Below are 15,206 nucleotides of genomic sequence, written 5' to 3' on the forward strand. Positions count from 1 at the left end.
CCCGGCAGGTTGGTCAGAATCGCAGGGTCAGGCCAGTGACCGGGCCGGACGTAAAGTCCGAAATACTGCTGGTGTAGCGGCCGCCCGCGCTGTCGGCCAAGGGAAAGCGGTGTACCGTCAGCTTCTGCATGCGGTAGCCGAACAGGCCAGAGACGCTGGAGAGCCTGGGGCTGATGCCTGCCAGGTTGTAGGTCAGCCCTACCTCGCTGACAAAGTAGCGGGTACTGAGCGAGCCAGGCAGGCTGCTGGTGCGGGTCTTCAGCGCGCCTATGGCGGCGCCACCGTAGAGGGCCAGGTGGGTGTCCAGCGGCGCTGCGCCGCTGACAGACAGGGTGGGGCCGTCTATGTTTACCGCATCCCACAGCAGGCGCTTGTAACCCACGCCGACATTGAACTGGGGGGCAAAGAAGTAGCCCAGGTTGATGTCCTGTTCCCGGCGGGAGGCATAAAGGGTGCTCAGGTTGTCATTGAAGCGGAACTCTCGCTCCATGGCAGCCGAGCCATTCAGTATCCAGTTGCCATAACGGAGCGACAGTGTCGGTATCGGGACGATCTCTGCATCGGAGCGCATCTTGGCGACCACCTGCCGTTGTGGCTGGCTGCCATTGCCCGGCAGGTAGCTGGCGTAGGGGAAGCTGTTGGCCTCCCACTCATTGGACCAGACCCGGATGCCGGTGCTGATGGACCATGTGGCTTCCTCGGCCTGGGCTGGCAGGGCCAGCAGCAGGATGGCGAGGGCGGGCAGCGAGCAGCTGAGTGGGGTAGGACGTTGCATGTAGAACCTGATGGATACCGATGGGGAGGGACTGTCGCCTTGCGTTGGTGCGCAGGCGATGCTGAGCCTGGGTGCCTGGTCGGCCTGTAAGCGCGGTGGCAGGCCATGGTCCGCCAAGGTGCGGATGGCGTTAAGATGATGGTAACCGAACCGTCTGGATGGAATAAATAGTGCAACCGATCCCGCTGCGCGACATGTTGGCGCGCAACACCCTGTTTGCCGACTTGCATGACGAGGAATTGGATGCACTGGTAGCGCGCATGTCGCTGATGGAGGTCAGGGCGCGGGAGGCCGTGTTCCTGCAAGGCGATGCCGGGGATCGCTTCTATGCCGTGCTGCGTGGCGTGCTCAAGGTGGTGGCCAGCAACGAGGAGGGGCAGGAGACCGTCTTGTCGCTGCTGGATGCCGGTACGACATTTGGCGAAATTGCCCTGCTGGACGGACAGCGCCGCAGCGCCACGGTGATATGCAGCAGCCGTGCCGAGCTGGCCTATATAGACCGGCAGGGTTTTCTGGCCTTTCTGGCGCAGCACCCCGCAGTGCGCGATAAGCTGATGATAGCCCTGTGCCAGCGTATCCGTACCTTGACTGAGCGGGTGGAGCACCTGTCTGTGCTTGACGTGCCTGCGCGTTTGTCGCGTACCTTGCTGTTTTTGGCCTCTGCCCATGGCACCGAACTGCAGGGCAGGCATTATTTGCAACTGCGGGTGTCACAGGGCGAGTTGGGTGGCATGGTAGGCGCCACTCGGGAGAGCGTGAATAAATTGCTGCGCAGCTGGGATGAGGCAGGCCTGATCGCGGTGGTGGACGGGCGCATACAGATACTCAAGCCTGATGACTTGCAGCGACTGGGCCTGACCGGGGCCTAGCGGCAGGCGAAGCAGCATGTAGGGAGGAATAGGCATGAAAAGGTGGGGAATGCGCCGCGCACCAATAGCGGTGGCTGCTGGCCTATGGGCGGTGGCGGGCGTAGGGCATGCGATGACATGCAGCATCGTGATCGATCCCATCTCCAGTGATCGCTACCACAACCAGGCACCCTGCGGTGGCAAGGACAGATTGCGCCTGGAGCAGGGCGAGCTGGTGATTGCACAGCATGGCTTTGTGTCACTGAGCATGGCGGCCCCTGCGGGCAGCAAGCCAGCCAGGTTACGCTGCGATGGCTGGCATGACCGGCCCTTGGTCTTGCGCCTGCAGGCCGGATCGGGTTGGCAGTCGCGGCTGGCAGCGGCGGGGTGCGAGTGGCGCGGCGAACAGTTGCAGTGTGGCAAGGAGGCGGCACAGGTATGCGTGGTGGAGTCCATCGTACCTTTGCGGCAACGTGCCAATGTGGCCGCTACCGTACAACTAAGGTCGGTAGCTGCCAGCATGCCCGCTGACAAGGAGGTACTTGCCGCCTGGGTGCAGGGCCAGGTGGCCGTATTGGATCTGTGCCGGCAAAAACAGGGCCTGCATTGGCCTTTGAGCCTGGACCTTCGTTATCAGGCCAAGCAGGGTTTTGCCGCCACTGCGGAGAATGATGCCGCGCTGGCGAACTGCGTGCTGCAGCGCTTGGCCCTGCAGCAGCCTGCCTTGGCGGGCGAGGCGGAATACGCCATACAATGGCGCGTCGAAGCGCCGTGACGGCGGCAATGCGCCGGGCGCTATACCTGGCGTTGCCTCTGAGCCGGCCGCGCTGGTGGCTGGCCGCGCTATGGCTGGCGGTCCTGGCGGCCGGGGCCAGCCTCGTGCTGGAGTGGCGGTGGCTGGATACGGTTTTCTATGACCGGGTATTGGCCGCCAATCAGCGGCAGGCATCGCCCCTGACGCAGCGGGTGGTGTTTGATGCCGATATCCCACTCTCGGTATCCCGCGAGCAGTCGCTGACCCTGCAGGCGTTGGCGGTGGAGCGGCTGGTTGCCATGGGCGCACGCTCGGTGGTACTGGATGCTCAGATCGCCCTGCGCAATCGTCGCGCCCAGGATTTTGTTGCCTGTCTGCCGACAGGAGAACCGCCCCGATTGTGCACACTGCTGGGGGAGCAGGCCTGCCAGACGCTGGCCGGCCGCAAGCGCACAGCGCCGCTGGATATGGATGCTGCAGCGCGGCGGGCATTGATACTGCCCACCCCACTGTCTGACCGCCAGCCGCCGCCCCATGCCTGGCTGTTGGGTGCTGCCGACGGTGTACGCATGGTGCAACCCACCTTGCCACTGGGGGCCGATGGCCTGATACGCCATATGGGTACGGATGCAGGTAGCCTGCTGGGGGCCTTTGCCATACCGCCCCCTGACACAATTGGCCTGCTGGCCCTGCGTTTTGGTGATGCCGGTAGGGTTGCTCCGCTGCCACTGAGCCAACTGGTCGCTTGCGAGACTAGATCCTGGCAAGCGCTGTCACCCCAGGTGCAGGGGCGCCATGTGGTGCTGCAACTGACCGATGAGCACGGGGTGGAAGACGTACATATGGTGCCCACTGGCCCCGGGGGCAGTGTGGCATTGCGCTCGGGTGGCCGCTTGATTGAGGATGGTCTGGCCACCCTGCTGCAGGGCGATGGCCCCAGGCTGCTGCCCTGGCCATGGTTGCTGCTGCTGGGCCTGCTGACACTGGCGGGCTGGATAGCGGCCTGCTGCTATCTGCGTGCCCGCTGGCTGGGCCTGCTGGCGTTGGTGCTGGGTGGGGCAGCCTGGTTCTTGGCGCCGCTGGCCTACCCCTATGCACTGCTGCCCTGGACAGCCTTGCTGATAGCCCTGCTGGTAGCGACCGGTGTCTGCCATGCCGGGCATCTCTACCTGCGCACGCGCCAGAACAGTGTGCTGGCGCGCTTCCTGCCACCGCAGGTGCGCCATCTGCTGCTGGCGGATACGCCCCTGGCCAAGCAGGGGCAGCAGGTGGAGGCCGTGGTGCTGATGAGTGATCTGGCGGATTACGCCAGCCTGACCCGCCAGCTACCCTCGGCCTTGGCCGTATTCGATTTCATCAACGACTACCTGACCCAGGTAACCGCAGGTATGCAGCTTGAGCATGGCGCCTGGCTGGAGTCCTATATGGGCGATATGGTGTGCTACTACTGGCCAGACTTGGCAGATGGCGAGGCTAGTTGCGATGGCGTGCAGCCGCTACAAGCCGCAGTGATGCTGCTGCGCCGGCAGCAGGCATGGTTGAAAGCCCTGCCGCAACGACTGCCGCCGGATATGCCGCTGGTGCAGCGCGAGCAGTTGGCGGCCCGGCTGTTCGCCGGGGTGGCACTGACACAGGGCAAGGTCTGCATGGGTGAGATCGGGCCGGAGGGGGGCATACGCAAGTTTGGCATCATCGGCGATCCGCTCAACCTGGTGGCACGGCTGGAGGCGCTGACCCGGCATTTCTCGGCCAGATTGATAGTGACGACAGAGATGCTGCCAGCCGCCAGCCATCTGGGCCTGCAGCCGCGCCTGTTGGCCCAGGTGCAACTGAAGGGGCGGCAGGGAAGCCTGGCGGCGTGGGCCCTGCATCTGCAGGACGAAGCGGTGGATCTGGCTGCGGTAGCGGCCTGGGACGTCTGGCGCCGGGATTTCGAGGCCGGTGGCGAACCTGCTCCGCCACCGCCGTTCGAGCAGGATGCCGCCACCCTGCGCCGTTGGCGCCAGGCCGGCTGGTGGGACACCGACCAGGCCTGCTACCTGCTGGAGCAGAAGTAGCGGCAGGCGATCCTGCGGCAGGCGACCCTGCGGCAGGCAGAGAGGGGAGTGGGGTCGTGTTAAAATCCGCAAGGAGAAAATCACCCATTCCCTGTGGGATGTTGCCTGGGGTGTCTATTTGCCTATCTTGTCCCGCTGCCTAGCCTACCTTCTGTTTGCTGCTGCCATGACCTTGGCAAACCTACCGGTCGCTGCCGAGCTTAAGCCGCCACGGCGGCTGGCCCTGGTCATTGGCAATGCCGACTATGTCCACGCCGGCAGCCTGCGCAATCCGCGCCATGATGCGGTGGATATCTGCGAGGCCTTGCGTCAGCAGGGCTTTGCCCCGGTGTGCCTGGAGAATCTGCCGACGGCAGCCGTACTGCAGGCCAGCATACGCGACTATGCCGCCAGCCTGGGGCCGGCTGATGTGGGGGTGTTCTACTACGCTGGCCACGCGGTCCAGATCCATGGCGATAACTACCTGATACCGACCGAGGCCACGTTGCGCTCGCTGGCGGCGCTGGAGAACGAAACCGTCAATCTGCGGGTGTTGATGCAGGCACTGGGCGAGGCACGCAACAGCCTGAACCTGGTGGTGCTGGACGCTTGCCGGGACAACCCGTGGGCAGGGCAATTGACCCGCCAGGGCCTGGCCCGCATGGATTTCGTGCCGGCAGGCACCATGGTGCTGTATGCCACGGGCGCCAATGAGGCCGCCTTTGACGGCAGCGGGCGTAACGGTACGCTCACCCGGCATTTTCTTCAGCACATTGCCACGCCCCGGCTGGGCATAGAGGACATGCTGAAGCGGGTAAGCCAGGGTGTGCAGGGTGAAACCCTGTTGGCTTTGGGGCGCAAACAAGTGCCCTATGTCTATACCTCGTTTACCGGCGAGTTCTGCTTTGCCGGCTGCGCCCCCAAATCGGATCTGGTCGAGCTGCAGCGTCAGCACAGCGACAAGCAGGCGCTGGAAAACCGGCTGGATGCAGAAGTGCTGGCACGTGAAGCGGAGGGCCGTCGGCTGCGTGCTGAACTCGGCCGGCTGGCGGGTAGCGATAGCAGCGACGAGGCGGTATTCAAGCGCAGCCAGCAACTGCAGACACGGCATGAGGCCAACGAGCAGGCGGCAGCCCGCGTGAGGGCGGAGGCGTCGGCGACCCGGGCGATACGGCAGCAGCTGGCGTCGCAGATTGCCGAGCTGCAACGGCAGGCCAGCCAGGCGGATGAAGCCAAGCGCAGCACTCGCTACCTGCCGCCGCCACCACTGTAGTGCTGCGCTATCCCACCGGTCTGTGAGCTGGCTCACAGCGGTCTGGTGGCACGATCCCCATACTGCATGCCATGGATCCAGGCCGGGCAAGGTGCCCCGCCACGATCCGGGTTTGCCCGTGGTCACCCTGGCTAGTCCGGTGTCACCGTCGGTGGGCCTGTTCTGCAGGACTACGCATGCATACTACCTTGCCCCCCAACCTCACCGTGGCTGCGCTGCTGCCTGCCCAGCAGGCACAGTGCGGCGTGCAACCGGCGCAGCAGTTGCATACTCTGCAATGCCTGAGGGGCCTGGCGGCACTGATGGTGCTGGTGTTTCACTGTGCCCTGCTGCTGGCGCCCTTTGCCGGCGCGCCCTTGCTGGGCGGCCTGCTGGCGATAGGCAGCCTGGGGGTGGAGCTGTTCTTTGTGCTCAGCGGTTTCATCATCATGTGGGTACACGCCGACGATATCGGCAGGCCTGAGCGCGCCAGCGCCTACCTGCTCAAACGGCTGTTGCGCATCTACCCGCCATACTGGGTGGTCTTGCTGCTGACGCTGGCCGCGGGTTGGTACCTGGGCACTAGCCGGGGGTGGCTGCGGCCGTTGATGGATATTGTGATACTGCACACGGCCACAGCCGAACCCATGCTGGTTGGCATAGGCTGGACCCTGCGGTTTGAGCTGGCCTTCTACCTGGTGTTTGGCATCCTGATATTGAATCGCAGGCTGGGACTGTTCCTGATGGTGTCCTGGTTGCTGGGTATCGTCTTGCTTGCCTGCAAGCTGGTCAGCATACCCTGGTCGGTGGCGTATCTGTTCTCCAACTATTCCTTGCTGTTCTTCTTTGGCATGTCGAGCGCCTTGTGGGCACGGCATGGCGCGGCGACGCCAGCGGGGCGCTGGCTGATGGAGTACTCCGTGCCGCTGGCCGCCACACTGTGCTTCTGGTTGGTGGTCGCTTTCCAGCAGTCGGGCAAGCCCATTGCCGAGGATAGTCTGGGTATCACGCTTCTAGGGCTGGCCTTTGCTGTGCTGATGCAGGCCAGCTTGTCGCCCTACTGGGAGGCCCGCAGCCGCGCCATGACCTGGCTGGAAAAACTGGGGGATGCTTCCTATTCGATCTATCTCACCCATATGGGTCTGCTGTTGCTGGCGGGATTACCGGCTTTCCGCTGGCTGCTAGACCAGGGTATGCCACAGCAGCAAGGGCCGTGGCTGTTGGTGCTGCTGCTGGCCTGCCTGCTGTGCATAGGCTTTGGCGTGCTGTTCCATCGCTGGCTGGAGCGGCCGCTGCTGCGGTGGGGTAGGCGGTGCTGGGGTGGGTTGGATCAAGGGAAAACCGCTACCTGAGATGCAGGCAAGGTGGGTGTCCTGCTTGCCTGCCAGCCGGAACGCCTGCGGCCATGCGGCGCAGCGAAAGTCCATACAGCTCCCTACCCAAAGGGGCTGGCTTGGCTATAGTTGCCTTGAGCTGTGCCGTTCGTAGGCGCAGCCACGGAGGCGACTTGAACCCCCAGCAGAGATTACCCCGCCAGACGCTGCATCGATACGTGCTCAGCATGATGTTGCTGATCGCGTTGCTGATCGGTGGCCTGGCATGGCTGCTGTGGCGTACGGCTGTGCGCCAGAACGAGGTTGCGGTGGCGGCAGAGCAGGCCCTGGTCATGGCGCTGCTGGATGCCTCCAGGCAGCAGTTGCCGGCCAGTCTGTCGGACTATGCCTTGTGGGACGACATGTATGGCAAGGTGGGCATGCCGGCGCAGCCTGACCTGGCCTGGTTCGACGACAGCACGACCGAGACCATACACACCAAGCTCAAGATAGACCTGATGCTCTTGGCCGAGGGCGACAGCCGCGTATTGCGCCTGATGCTGCGCGGTGAGCTGAGGGATGGCGCCGAGTTCGAACTGGATCGCCTGCCAGCCTGGCGGGCCTTGCTGAGTGACGCCCGGGCGGCTGCCGCCGGCAAGGAAATCAGCCGTGACCTGCGCTGGGGCGACCACGCTTATTGGGTGACAGCCTTGCGGGTGCAGCCGCAGGACAGCACGAAATACGCCAAGCTGCGCTCGGATCGGGTATTGGTCTTTGCCCGCAAGCTGGATGTGGCGCGGGTGGCGGATGTGCTGTCACAGCAACGGCTGGATGGACTGACCGTGAGCAGCGCGCCCTTGGCGGGCGCGGCCCATGTGGCACTGACGCAGGTTGATGGCGTACAGGGGCGCTATGTGGTTTGGTGGCCTAAGCAGAGCGGCAGTGCGTTTATCCATGCCCTGCTGGTGCCCGCCGGTTTGCTGGTGATGTTGATATTGTTGCTGGGGTGGGGGTTGTTGCGTGACGCACGGCTGCGGCAGCGTGCCTTGAACCTGGCGATGGCCAGTCAGGCGCAATTGCGGGCCGCCAATGTCGCCCTGGTTGCGCTGACCTATGCCCACCACCATGGCTCGGACGCCACGGATGCCGACTACTGGCAGCGCTTTGCCATTATTCTGGGCAAGGCCATCCGGGCACAGCGGGTCAGTCTGCTGCGTCATGATGCGCAGGTGGACACGGCACTCGCCGATATCGATGTCGCCAGCCAGTCTGCCTGGTCGGGGCAGGCAGGGCCGCAGCGGACAAACAACCCGAGGCAGCTCGCGCAGGAATACCTGATGCTGGAAGAGACACCGCAGGCACGCGCCCGCGCGGCGGTGATACGTGATGGTCGCCTGGTGGGCGAGGTGCTGGTGGAGCGCGAGGCGGGCACAGCATGGTTGCAGGATGAGGGTAATTTCCTGGTGGCGGCCGCCGCATTGGTGGCCTTGTCTCTGGAGACCTCCAGCCGGCGCGATGTGGAACAGCATCTGCACAAGCAGGTGTATTTCGATCCGCTGACCGGGCTGTCGAGCGCTTTGCGCCTGAGCGAGGAATTGCTGCTGCGGCGACAGGACTGGAGCGGCGTGGTGGTGGTGGCTGTGCTGCGGCTGGAGGAACTGGAAGACATCAACCTGCTGTATGGTCGCGAGGCGGGCGATACGGTACTGGTTGCCATGGCGGCGCGCTTGAGTGCGGTGCTGCAGCCTGGTGAACTGGCGGCCCGTAGCGGTGGCAAGCGTTTCGATCTGCTGCTCTACGCGGGCCAGGCTGCTGCTGGCCATGCCCGCCTCAATAGCCTGATGGTGCAATTGACCGAGCCCGTTATGGTAGGGGCGCAGCATTTCCGGCCGCAGTGCCGGGTGGGCGCGGTGCTGTGCGAGGCTGAGGAGCTGGGCGCAGCACGGTTGCAGGAAGCCTGCCTGGCACTGGATCAGGCCCAACATGGCGGACGCGACAGGCTGGTCTGGTATGACCAGACGCTGCGCGCACTGGCGGAGCGGCGGCTGGCCTTGCTGCAGGCGCTGCGCCGGGCGCTGGTGCAAGGGGGCTTGAGCCTGGCCTACCAGCCTTTTGTCGATGCCGCCAGCCGCCAGCCGGTGGGCGCCGAGGTGTTGCTGCGCTGGCACGATAGCGAGTTCGGCGTGGTGTCGCCCGCCGAGTTCGTGCCGCTGGCGGAAGAGGGCGGGCTGATACTGGACCTGGGTGATTGGGTGATGGAGACCGCTATGGCACAGCTGCAGCAGTGGCAAAGCCAGCTGCCTATCCCGCTACGGCTGGCGATCAATCTCTCACCCCGGCAGTTGGAGGACGAAAAGCTGGTCATCCGGCTGTTTGCCGCCATGGCGCGGCATCAGGTGAGTTGCTCCGCAGTGGAGTTCGAGGTGACCGAAGGGCTGGCGCTGGAGACTTCGACCGCCATCACGGCCAATCTGCAGGCGTTTCAGGCGGCGGACATCGATATCGCCATTGACGACTTTGGTACGGGCTACGCCACATTCAGCTTCCTGCGGCGCTACAAGGTGCAGAAGATCAAGCTGGACAAGCTGTTCATCGATGGCCTGCATGACCACAGCACCCGCCTGCTGGTGCGAAGCATGATCACCATGGCCAGCGGCCTGGGGGCGCGGGTAACGGCCGAGGGTGTAGAGCAGGATGCCCAGTGGCGCATGCTGCAGGATATGGGTTGCGACTATATACAGGGCTATTTCTTTGCCCGCCCCATGCCCGCTGCGGATTTTGCCGCCTGGGTGGCGCATCAACTGGACCAATGAACCGGCCGCCTTCGCCTGGCCAACATACGCCACCGCTGTGAACCCCGGACAGACCGCTTCGAGCGCCAGCGAGGTTCCCCGCCGGCGGGCGGGGTGTAGGGGTGGGAATCAATCAGGGAGAGCCGCTGTTTGAGTTGCTGCCATGGTTAGCACCCGGGTTACCCGGGTGCCTGTACTGCACTTAAACGCACGCCACCGCTGTGAACCCCGGACAGACCGCTTCGAGCGCCAGCGAGGTTCCCCGCCGGAGGGCGGGGTGTAGGGGGGGAATCAATCAGTGAGAGCCGCTGTTTGAGTTGCTGCCATGGTTAGCACCCAGGTTACCCGGGTGCCTGTACTGCACTTAAACACACGTCACCGCTGTGCCCCGGACAGACCGCTTCGAGCGCCAGCGAGGTTCCCCGCCGGCGGGCGGGGCGTAGGGGTGGGAATCTATCAAGGGGGAGCCGCTGTTTGAGTTGCTGCCATGGTTAGCACCCGGGTTACCCGGGTGCCTGTACTGCGCTTAAGTACACACTATCGCCTATCCAATCACGCTAGGCTCTAACAACCACAGGTCGCCAGGAAGCTGCTGGCCGGCCCTACGGCCAGGATGTCAGGGCCGAAGTCCGGGCCGTAGACATAGACGATGCCGTTGGCCAGGCCCAGGTAGTAGCCCTTGGCGTAGGCGCGGGCGGTGTAAATATCGATTTGCTGGCTGGTTGCTGCCGGGCTGAAATACTGCGGGTAGGTGCGCTCGGCCCAGTTCATCAACCGCTCGGCCTCGGAAGGCGTGGGCTTGGTGCCGCCCACTGCGGCGACTTCCAGGCCTGGACCCCAGTCGCCAAAGGCGTTGTACATGCCGGGCCGTACCTGCAACAGTGCCTTACCAATGGCGGGCGGGGTGTAGTTGAAGGCATTGCTGGGGACTGTGGCAGGGCTGCCGGGCAATGAGGCCGCCACGCCGCTGAGGGCGATGTTGTCCACGTACCAGCCCGTGCCCTTGCTGGCCTGCGGATAGAAGCTGCCCACCGAGAAGGCATAGCGGAAGCGCAGCTGTGCAGTACGGCCAGCATATTGGGCCAGTGAGATATCGCGCACCGTGAAGCTGCTCTCGGCCTTGCCGTTGCCGGCCTGTTGATACAGGCTGGTCCAGCTGGCGCCGTCGTCCAGCGAGAGCTCGACCTTGGCGTGCTGGTCGCTGGTTGCCAGGCCCAGGCGGCTGGCAAAGCTGAGGCTGGCGCCGCGCTCTATATAGAACGGCTGCGTCAGCGTCATGGTCTGGTCGGTGGCCTTGATATGGGCCAGGTGAAACGATGCCGCGCCGCCGGCGACCAGATCGCCCTGCACCACGTTGTAGCCGGCCGAGGTGGACAGGCTGAAGTTGCCGCTGCCGGATTCGGCGCCATCGTTCAGGCTGTAGGGGGTGAGCGAGATGGGCCGCCACTGGTAGGCGGTGGCGCCGGGTACGGCCTCGAACTGGTAGGGCGTGGCCTGCCCGACGACGGGTGAGGTGCTGCCCGTGGGTACCGGCGTGATGTCACCCGTGCCGGCCACATCGGGGTCGTAGACGGTGACGGCATAGTTGAAGGTGCGCGTTGCACCACCCACCTTTACATTGTCTATGGTCACGTTGTAGGTGGTATCGGCCGTGGGCTTGGGCAGGTTGACGCCATCGCGGGTGCCGGCAGGGAACCAAACCAGGGTGTTGTCGCCGTAGCCGTTGGCCAGGGCTTCCAGCTTGACCGGCCCCATGGCGCTACCGTTCTGGGTCATGGTCACGGTGGCGGCCGAGAAATCGGCTTTGGGATACGAGAACGACCAGCGCGGGTACACCGTGGTGTAGGGTACGTGTCCTTTGGGCGGCCAGGCCACGAAGTCGTCGCGCACGGCAGGGCGGGCGCCCCACATATTGCCGTCGAACACCCACAGCGTATTGCTGCTGGTGCCGGCTATGCTGCCATCCACATCGCCGGTGCCCATGAACTGGGTTTGTGGATACAGTATCCAGCGGCGGTGGCCTACGGCCGCATTGTTGCCGCCGCCATCGCTGATATAGCCGTTGGCAATGGCGCCGGGGCCGAAGTTGCCCAGGGCGATATTGCCATTGCCGGCTGCATCGGCCCCCCCGCTGGTGTAGCACAGCCAGCTGGTGGGGGGCGAATGACTCAGCGACTTGTTGGCTGCCATCATCAGTGCAGCCTGTTGCGCCTTGGCGTTGAAGCTGGGGTCGAAGGAGACCGCCGCCGGTATGCCGCTCATGGCGCGGAACCAGTTGATACGGCGCAGTATGGCAGCCTTGAAATCGGCCGTGGTATCGCCGGCATTGCAGGCCGCCAGATTGCCGTTCCAGCCGCTGGCCACACCGTTGGACGAGGCAAATACCGTACGGTAGAACAGTCGCGACATCGCCCGGCTGCCGGGGTCGACGCTATAGCCGGTAGCCGCCTGTACCGACTGGGTACGCACGGTATGCTCCATCTCGGCGATGGAGGCAGGAAAGCGCGGAGCGGGGTAATCGGCTGGCGCGGGCTGGACGGCGATCGTAGCGGCATTCGCCGTGCTGAGTAACAGTACGGTGGCAAGCATCAAGGTGGTTCCTGCAATGACAATTGCATGAAATGTATCACCTTGGCTGCTGGCGATACAGTCCGTTTTCGCGTCAGGCTGTGGCGGCGTGACGGGTGGTCGGCGCCAAGCCTTGCTGTAGGCCGGGGCCGGCGAATGTGGGCGGGATGGTGATAAATAACAAAGCGCTGATGTTGCCATCAGCGCTTTGTTGATACCAGTCTCGTCCGGTGCGGGCTGGGTGCGGGCCTAGGCGACTCGCATCCCAATCTTAAGGACTAGCGGCCAGCCTGTTTTGCCTTGACCAAGAGCCTGGCGCGGTGCAGCGCCGGTTCGGTGTAGCCGTTGGGTTGCTTGCAGCCGTCAAACACCAGCTCGCAGGCTGCCTGGTAGGCAATGCTGCCGGCAAAATCCGGCGCCATGGGGTGGTAGAGCGGGTCTGCGGCGTTCTGGCCATCGACCACTGCGGCCATACGCTCCATCGCCTCGCGTACCTGTGCTTCGCTGACGATGCCATGGCGCAGCCAGTTGGCGACATGCTGGCTGGAGATACGCAGGGTGGCACGGTCTTCCATCAGGCCTACGTTATGGATGTCCGGCACCTTGGAACAGCCAACGCCCTGGTCTACCCAGCGCACCACATAGCCCAGTATGCCCTGGCAGTTGTTCTCCAGTTCGCTGCGGATTTCGTCGGCTTGCCAGTCGGTGCTGGGCGCCAGCGGCAGGGTGAGGATATCGTCCACCGAGGCGCGTGGCCGCAGCTTGAGCTCGGCCTGGCGCTGCGCCACATTGATCTTGTGGTAGTGCAGGGCATGCAGGGTGGCGCCTGTGGGCGAAGGCACCCAGGCACAGTTGGCGCCGGCATTGGGGTGTCCCAGCTTGGCAGCCAGCATCTCGGCCATCAGGTCGGGCTTGGGCCACATGCCCTTGCCGATCTGGGCCTTGCCTTGCAGGCCGCAGAGCAGGCCGACATCCACATTGCTGTTCTCGTAGGCGCCTATCCACTTGGTGGCCTTCATGGCTTCCTTGCGCACCATGACACCGGCTTCCATGGCGGTGTGGATTTCATCGCCGGTACGGTCCATGAAGCCAGTGTTGATGAAGATAATGCGCTCGCGGGCAGCGCGTATGCATTCCTTCAGATTGACCGAAGTGCGCCGCTCCTCGTCCATCACGCCTATCTTCAGCGCCAGTGGCTTGAGGCCCAGGGCGGTTTCGACCCGGCTGAACAACTCAACGGCGAAGGCTACTTCGTCGGGGCCGTGCATCTTGGGTTTGACGATATACATGGAACCGGTGCGCGAGTTGCGCAGGCTGCCACGGCCCTCGATATCGTGCTTGGCGATCAGGGCCGTGATGGCGGCGTCCATGATGCCTTCGAACACTTCCTCGCCCTGGTGCAGGATGGCCGGATTGGTCATCAGGTGGCCGACGTTGCGCAGCAACATCAGCGAACGGCCGTGGAGCTTCAGCTCACCACCCTGCGCTGCGGTATAGCTGCGATCGCCGTTCATGCGGCGGGTCACCGGCTTGCCACCCTTGTCGAAGGTGTCTTCCAGCGTACCCAGCATCAGGCCCAGCCAGTTGCGGTAGACCTCGACCTTGTCCTCGGCATCGACAGCTGCGACCGAGTCTTCGCAATCCTGGATAGTGGTGACGGCAGCTTCGAGGCACAGGTCCTTCACATGGGCGGCATCGGTCGCGCCTATGGGGTGGCTTGCGTCGATCTGGATTTCAACGTGCAGGCCGTTGTGCTTGAGCAGCACGCTGGCCGGTGCGGCGGCATCGCCGGTATAGGCCACGAACAGCGAGGGCTGGGCCAGGCCGGTGATCTCACCCCCCTTGAGGGCGACCGCCAGCTTGCCATCCTGTACGCTATACAGCGTGGCATCGTGATGTGAGCCCAGCGCCAGCGGGAAGATCTCATCCAGGAAATTGCGGGCAAAGGCGATCACCTTGGCGCCACGGACGGGGTTGTAGCCCTTGCCCTTCTCGGCGCCGTCGGCTTCGGCAATCACATCGGTGCCATACAAGGCGTCATACAGCGAACCCCAGCGTGCATTGGCGGCATTGAGGGCGTAGCGGGCATTCTTGACCGGCACCACCAGTTGCGGGCCGGCCAGGGTGGCGATCTCTTCGTCTACCCCGCTGGTGCTGATGGCAAAGTCCGGGCCTTCCGGCTGCAGATAGCCGATTTCGGTCAAAAAGCCCTTGTAGCTGGCAAAGTCGGCCTTGGGGTTGGCGCGGTGCCATGCATCGATCTGGGCCTGCAAGGTATCGCGGCGGGCCAACAGGGCGCGATTCCTGGGGGTGAGGTCGGCAACGATCTGCTCGAAGGACGACCAGAAGGCATCCGGTGCAATACCGGTGCCGGGGATGATCTCGTTGTTGACGAGTTCGTGCAGCTCGCGGGCGATGGCGAGGCTGCCGTGCTGGATACGTTCGGTCATGCTGGAGAGTCCTTCCCTGTGGCTTGGAAGCGGTCCTATCGAAGGTTCGATCGTGATGGCTTCACCGGGATGATGCAGTTGTATGGTTTCTATGCATTCCGCCATCCTGGCCTTATCCGCTGGATCGATAGCATCATAGAACCAGTTGAGCGACATGGACGCCGGAATACGTGCCTCTACGGTATCGTCGAGGATGTCTCCGCCCAGCCAGAGCACGCATGGCGTGCCATCGCTGTGTGCAAGCAAGTTGTCCAGGCTCTTGCGGGTGACGATAAAGAAAACCATGGCGTGGTTGCACTGCCTGATTATTGATGGAGATCGTCGATGGCGATTGCCGATGGAAACACGCCGCCCGAACTCGGTGAGCTGGGGCGGCGTTGAACGTGGGGCAATCCACTGGCAAGTGTGAGCAAGGCTC

9 protein-coding genes are annotated in these 15,206 nt (G+C 63.9%); 6 read left to right on the forward strand and 3 right to left on the reverse strand.

Going from position 1 to position 15,206, the window contains the following annotated elements; genetic code table 11:
• Positions 1 to 13: 13 nt before the first annotated feature.
• Positions 14 to 775, reverse strand: coding sequence for a hypothetical protein (locus V7714_RS18665; protein WP_335711075.1), 762 nt, complete (start codon positions 773 to 775; stop codon positions 14 to 16).
• Positions 776 to 945: 170 nt separating this feature from the next.
• Here V7714_RS18665 and V7714_RS18670 point away from each other — a divergent pair, with 170 nt between their 5' ends.
• The 6 genes from V7714_RS18670 (at position 946) to V7714_RS18695 (ending at position 9,791) form a co-directional block, all read left to right on the forward strand.
• Positions 946 to 1,644, forward strand: a complete 699-nt coding sequence (locus V7714_RS18670; RefSeq protein WP_335711076.1) for a Crp/Fnr family transcriptional regulator — start codon at positions 946 to 948, stop codon at positions 1,642 to 1,644.
• Positions 1,645 to 1,678: 34 nt separating this feature from the next.
• Positions 1,679 to 2,398, forward strand: a complete 720-nt coding sequence (locus V7714_RS18675; protein ID WP_335711077.1) for a hypothetical protein — start codon at positions 1,679 to 1,681, stop codon at positions 2,396 to 2,398.
• Complete coding sequence (locus V7714_RS18680) at positions 2,377 to 4,434, forward strand: adenylate/guanylate cyclase domain-containing protein (RefSeq protein ID WP_335711078.1); 2,058 nt, start codon at positions 2,377 to 2,379, stop codon at positions 4,432 to 4,434. The genes V7714_RS18675 and V7714_RS18680 overlap by 22 nt, the downstream gene beginning before the upstream one ends.
• Positions 4,435 to 4,600: 166 nt before the next feature.
• A complete protein-coding gene (locus V7714_RS18685; RefSeq protein ID WP_335711079.1) occupies positions 4,601 to 5,686 on the forward strand; it encodes a caspase family protein in 1,086 nt (361 codons plus the stop codon).
• 176 nt (positions 5,687 to 5,862) lie between these two features.
• Entirely contained in the window at positions 5,863 to 7,017 is a 1,155-nt protein-coding gene (locus V7714_RS18690; RefSeq protein ID WP_335711080.1) for an acyltransferase family protein, read from the forward strand.
• A 209-nt stretch (positions 7,018 to 7,226) separates the two neighbouring features.
• On the forward strand, positions 7,227 to 9,791 hold the full coding sequence (locus V7714_RS18695) for a bifunctional diguanylate cyclase/phosphodiesterase (RefSeq protein WP_335711081.1): 2,565 nt from the start codon (positions 7,227 to 7,229) through the stop codon (positions 9,789 to 9,791).
• 543 nt (positions 9,792 to 10,334) lie between these two features.
• On the opposite strand, the gene V7714_RS18700 is transcribed toward V7714_RS18695, so the two are convergent.
• On the reverse strand, positions 10,335 to 12,359 hold the full coding sequence (locus V7714_RS18700; RefSeq protein WP_335711082.1) for a CAP domain-containing protein: 2,025 nt from the start codon (positions 12,357 to 12,359) through the stop codon (positions 10,335 to 10,337).
• Positions 12,360 to 12,616: 257 nt separating this feature from the next.
• A complete protein-coding gene (locus V7714_RS18705; RefSeq protein WP_335711129.1) occupies positions 12,617 to 14,788 on the reverse strand; it encodes a malate synthase G in 2,172 nt (723 codons plus the stop codon).
• Positions 14,789 to 15,206: the final 418 nt, after the last annotated feature.

Source organism: Chitinimonas sp. JJ19, assembly GCF_036961565.1.
Classification (GTDB): domain Bacteria; phylum Pseudomonadota; class Gammaproteobacteria; order Burkholderiales; family Chitinimonadaceae; genus Chitinimonas.

Bases quoted from the DNA above. Each gene is read 5' to 3' on its own strand.
- V7714_RS18695 (WP_335711081.1), top strand. From the start codon at position 7,227: ATGATGTTGCTGATCGCGTTGCTGATCGGTGGCCTGGCATGGCTGCTG.
- V7714_RS18705 (WP_335711129.1), bottom strand. From the start codon at position 14,788: ATGACCGAACGTATCCAGCACGGCAGCCTCGCCATCGCCCGCGAGCTG.
- V7714_RS18700 (WP_335711082.1), bottom strand. From the start codon at position 12,359: ATGCTTGCCACCGTACTGTTACTCAGCACGGCGAATGCCGCTACGATC.
- V7714_RS18685 (WP_335711079.1), top strand. From the start codon at position 4,601: ATGACCTTGGCAAACCTACCGGTCGCTGCCGAGCTTAAGCCGCCACGG.
- V7714_RS18665 (WP_335711075.1), bottom strand. From the start codon at position 775: ATGCAACGTCCTACCCCACTCAGCTGCTCGCTGCCCGCCCTCGCCATC.
- V7714_RS18690 (WP_335711080.1), top strand. From the start codon at position 5,863: ATGCATACTACCTTGCCCCCCAACCTCACCGTGGCTGCGCTGCTGCCT.
- V7714_RS18675 (WP_335711077.1), top strand. From the start codon at position 1,679: ATGAAAAGGTGGGGAATGCGCCGCGCACCAATAGCGGTGGCTGCTGGC.
- V7714_RS18680 (WP_335711078.1), top strand. From the start codon at position 2,377: ATGGCGCGTCGAAGCGCCGTGACGGCGGCAATGCGCCGGGCGCTATAC.